Source organism: Streptococcus sp. 79 (genome assembly GCF_013277425.1).
Classification (GTDB): domain Bacteria; phylum Bacillota; class Bacilli; order Lactobacillales; family Streptococcaceae; genus Streptococcus; species Streptococcus pseudopneumoniae.
This window is the reverse complement of record NZ_VMMW01000030.1, coordinates 1-4,685: the sequence shown is the minus strand read 5'-3', so window position 1 is coordinate 4,685 and position 4,685 is coordinate 1. Positions and strand designations below refer to the sequence as shown.

The window sequence follows — 4,685 nt, the reverse complement described above, 5'->3', positions numbered from 1 at the left end:
CTCATAAATTAGATATAAACAAGTGTTTTCCATGACAGTTACAACCATTTGAACCATACTTAGATTTTTGAACAGTGCTTAATCTAAAAAATCATAAATATCTGTCTGTCGACTTCTTTCTTCAGCTTGCTTGATTATCTCTGCAGTTGGTACTTGTCGATTATCAGTAATCTGCATTTCATAGCCTATGACCTTTCGGCCATTTTTAACTACGTTTAGATAAACATCTACCCCTAATTTTTTCTCTAGCTCTTCTGCCCCAACTTTCAGACAGTTCCTTGCAAAGATTGCAGGGGGCATTCTTCTCTCTTCCCCTAAAAACCAATCTTGCCAATCGTCTAAATCTCCTTGAATGGTTGTGACACGTTGATTTTTAAAGCGATTTGCTTCCCACAATTTCATCAAAATAATGGCATACTTTGATTTGATTTGAGCTAACTCTGCCAATTTGAACGAGAAGAACTGGCTACGTAAAGCAAATACGTAAGGCGCAGCATCTTCTGAAAAGATAAATTCCACTTCGCCATTAGCTAAGAATTTAATTTTTCTAAATAACTGGGTCATCAATATCCCTTTAACGCCATTCTCAACGATTGGCAGATATAACGCAGTGTTTTCGTTTAGGGCTTTAAAGCCACGTGCCACACGCTCATAGTTTTTCCCTGAAGCGTTCAATCCAAAGTGCTTCAGCACCTCTTTTGCATTTGTCGTAAATGTATCTGTTGCAGTGCTTTCTTTGGTCACATAGCTAAAACAATAGTCCAGTAGCTTATGTTCAAAGGCTTTTAAATTCCCAAAGGCTTTGGCTAGGTCATTCGCTTGTACTACTAGATAATCTTGTCTAGACATCAAGCCCTCAAACGCATTTTCTGACTTCCCTTTTTTCATGGCTTAACCTCACGTACTTTTTTGTCATAAATGATTATATAATATTACATGACAAACTTCAAGTAATTTATTACTTTTTTGTCATGTATCACGTACTTTTTTGTCATGTATCACGTACTTTTTTGTCATGTATCACGTACTTTTTTGTCATGTATCACGTACTTTTTTGTCACTTATCTCCTCGCAAACCCTTGATAATACTGACTTTTTGACACCCCCAAAGTATATATAAAGTAAGTTATAAAGTAAGTATGAAAGTAACTCCTTTAGAAAAAATCCTTCATTTTTTTTTAATTTTTCAAAAAAAAAAGACCCTATCGGGCCAATCTCTTAAAAATGCATCCGGGGTCTTTACAGCTCGAAGCTGAAGGCAGTCCCACACCCGACACAAAATAGTGCCCTTTGAGCTATCCGTTTCCAGTTGCCCGACCTATAAAGAGATTCACGCCACCGACCGTATCGCTGAGGCGCCTCAATTTGATTATATCACAAATGTCTATTTTTGACACCCATTATAAAACTATGTTATAATTTAATCAACAACAAGAGTAGTGAGTTCATCACGCTAAACGAAAAGCACCCTGTCCGCCAAGACTTAGGGTGCTTTTTTTGCGCTAGCTACAACACACTAGCGTTCGTGAAAAGTGACACTATTTCTCGTTGTCATCGAAGCGCTTTTCAATCCACTTCATCCCATAGGCTTTCCCCAACTCGTACGCTAAGGGCAACACTACTCGGACAACAACAAGAAGAGTAATGAGTTCTAACAAGCTAAACACCTCCTTTCGAAGGCTTAGTGCCAGAATATTGCTATTATACCATGTCCGCTTGGTCCGCTTGCTTTATTCCATGGTCTATTTGACAACAAGGAACCTAGGTCGTTAGTCTTTGGTTTGTCGGTCAGCTGAACAAAGTTCAGACTGAACCGCCTTAACCAGTCTAACTTGACCTAGCTTATTGTCAAATAGCTTTCACGGCATAAATCGCTCAGATACTCCGCCCTTTTGTAGGCTCATGTCTTTTCCTAGACAGTTCTCGTGTCTCTCTTAAGTTTTCTAAACGCTTATTGAGGCTGGTTACTTCTTTTTCTGTTATGACTTCAGAAAGGTCATCTAAGAGATTTTTAGAAACTTTCAACTCCCTGTTTTCTAGCTTTAATGCTTTGTTTTCAGTCTCTAATTGCTGATTTTTCCATTCTGCATGAGATAGGCTATTTTCAAGCCTACTCTTTGCTTCTTTCATGCCTGCTAGTGCATTTCTAAGTAACTCATTTTGATTGACCGCCTGCTCCAGCTTCTCTACAACATCAGACACAAACGTCTTCAGTCGTCCAACAAAATCCGAAGTAAAATTAAAGCCATCGCCAAACAGTTTAGGAGTAGCATTTTCTAATTCTTCCTGCAACTCTTTGGCAACTCGACGTCTATCTAAATCTCTATACGAAATTTTCGATAAGTTACTTGATTGTTCCACCAAAAGTTGCGTTTTTTCTCTATGAGCTCTCTCCAGACGAACCACATCATCGCTCAGACGCTTAGAATCGCTTTTTAACCCCTTTATTTCCTCCTGACGACTATTTACCTCAGAATTTAACTCAGATAGCTCTGAGAGCCTCTCAGAAGCCTCAGAATCGATTTTACCGTATTCGTCAATCTTTTTCTCAAGGACACCCTCTAAACGTCCTAAATCTGCCCTTAAATCGTTTCTATGAGTGTCTAGCCATTTGAAACGCTCTTCCAACGTCGATTCTCGGATGTTAAATGTCACGTCTGAATCTGCAAACAAAGAACCTATGTCCTCATAATCTTGAATTTCTGACATTGTTGCAGGTCTACGTTCTTCCGTATGCCAATATTTTGGCGCTCCTAAATCTAGCAATTCCTGATTAAGAGCTTCACGCCCCATTTTTTCCTTGTAGTCCGCCACACTCAAATGCTGTTCTTTGCTATCTCGCTTTCCACGTTGCAACTCAAAACCATGCTCATTCATGTACTTTGGCAAATCTTCCTGAATATGCTTTAGTTCCTCACGGTTAAACATAACCTTTGATGACAGCTTACCATTTCTCATTGGCACAATCCCTAAGTGCATGTGTGGGGTACTCTCATCAAGATGTACACTGGCATAAGCAACGTTGGTTTCTCCGTAATTCTCCGCGAAGTAGTTTTTAGCCGTTTCAAAAAATTTTCTCGTCTGCTCCTGGCCCAACTTTTCAAAAAAATCTTTATCTGACGTAATAATCCATTCATCACACAAAACAGCGTCTTTCCGTATCCCACGTTTAGAACTCTTGTTCTCGTTCACATAGTCCTTAATTTGCCGTTCATACGACACAGAGCGGTCACGATCCGTCAACTCATAGTTGAGGTGTGACCTGCTCGTGTCGATGTCTTTGTTTGAGTGCTTTTCAAAAATCCGTTCATTGTGCTTATGTGCGCCACCCAAATTCCCAACTTTCATTTTCTGCATTCTCGCAACCATGTAGCTCATAACTTTTACCTCCTCAGACGGGTCATTCGAATAGCGAATGACAGGCAAGCCGCCAAGGCTATTGCTTGCCTAAATGCCTAACACCTTAGCTAGTAGTTTAGCACAAATTTCGGCTAACTTCCAAGTAAAGTATAACATACTATACTTTACTTCGTAAAAGTGCGTTCTCCGAAGGCTCTTGCAGAGAGCTAGTCCGCCCACTTTATGCCAGGGCGAACTACAAAAAAAGCCCTCGAATCGCAAGGGCATTTTTTGAAAAATTGGGCGACTTCGATAAGTCCCCCAAAGTCATTTTTTCAAAATGACAGTCGGACGGCTTCGCTATTGTCCGACCAAAAAATCAAAGTAAACATAGTTGAGAAAATTATCGCCATAGGAAACATTGATACTATCAACTCCACACATCCTACATAGACAGTTTCCATTATATTTTTTAATATTCTTCAAAACTATATCTTATACAAATTATTTAATCTTTCTAACTCTAATACATTCATACATACTTCTACTCCAGTAACTCCCCCCTTACTATGAATAACCCCACAAGAAAACACAATCCTCTCCTTACTCAAAATATTTGACAACACTACTAATGATTCTAAAATATAATCCTTTATAATAATAAAACTATTATTTTCATCCTTAGCAAACTCTATAAATCCAATATCCTTACACCTATCACCAAGATGAAACCTAAGTGATTTCAAAAAATAATCAAAAAAAACATCACCCTTCATAGAAAACCCTTTCATTTTTTAAAATATTCTGATATAATCATACAAAAAATAAAGGAGAACTACCATGAAAAAACTTATTTTATTTATAACTACCTTTCTCACTCTTCTTTCATTTACTGTTACAACATATGCCGAAACTCCAAAAGCAAACCAAATCACCCCATATTCTACTGCAACTGGAAATGGTGGAGTTTCCAAAATAGAAATTTATGATAACCGAAGTAGAGCATGGTGGTACGCACGACCTTATACTAAAAGCTCTTATCAATTCTCTGGAGGAGTTCGTATTACATTAACAAATGGCCGTACCTTATATTACCCGGTAAGCGGAAAAATAAAAAGAGTAACTTTTACAGGTGTAGCTTACGGCCCTGGTGGAATACAAATAGCACTTCCTCAATCAGAAACAAATAATTACAGTAGTGGTGGTTCAGGGATGAGCATACCGAACCCTGAAATTCTATACGAAGAATAATTCACTAACAAGAAAGAGACTGGGACAATTTTGTCCCAGTCTCTTTAAATTTCATCAACATCGAGCTGCTTTTTCATCTCAATAGCATCTTTTTA

Annotated in this window: 4 protein-coding genes; 1 reads left to right on the top strand and 3 read right to left on the bottom strand. The window is 38.3% G+C overall.

All coding sequences use genetic code 11. The annotated features are described in order from the left end of the window. Positions 1-78: 78 nt before the first annotated feature. The 3 genes from HT729_RS05905 to HT729_RS05895 form a co-directional block, all read right to left on the bottom strand. Positions 79-888, bottom strand: coding sequence for a replication initiation protein (locus HT729_RS05905; RefSeq protein WP_000715517.1), 810 nt, complete (start codon positions 886-888; stop codon positions 79-81). A gap of 987 nt (positions 889-1,875) precedes the next feature. After that, positions 1,876-3,378: a MobV family relaxase gene (gene mobV, locus HT729_RS05900; RefSeq protein WP_172931782.1), complete on the bottom strand. Its 1,503-nt coding sequence runs from the start codon at positions 3,376-3,378 to the stop codon at positions 1,876-1,878. A 449-nt stretch (positions 3,379-3,827) separates the two neighbouring features. Beyond that, the gene (locus HT729_RS05895; protein ID WP_078373521.1) at positions 3,828-4,115 is read right to left on the bottom strand and encodes a hypothetical protein; all 288 of its coding nucleotides are present in this window, start codon (positions 4,113-4,115) and stop codon (positions 3,828-3,830) included. Positions 4,116-4,179: 64 nt separating this feature from the next. Here HT729_RS05895 and HT729_RS05890 point away from each other — a divergent pair, with 64 nt between their 5' ends. Then, positions 4,180-4,590 (top strand): hypothetical protein, encoded by a 411-nt coding sequence (locus HT729_RS05890; protein WP_172931781.1) that lies wholly within the window; start codon positions 4,180-4,182, stop codon positions 4,588-4,590. The last annotated feature ends 95 nt before the right edge of the window (positions 4,591-4,685 follow it).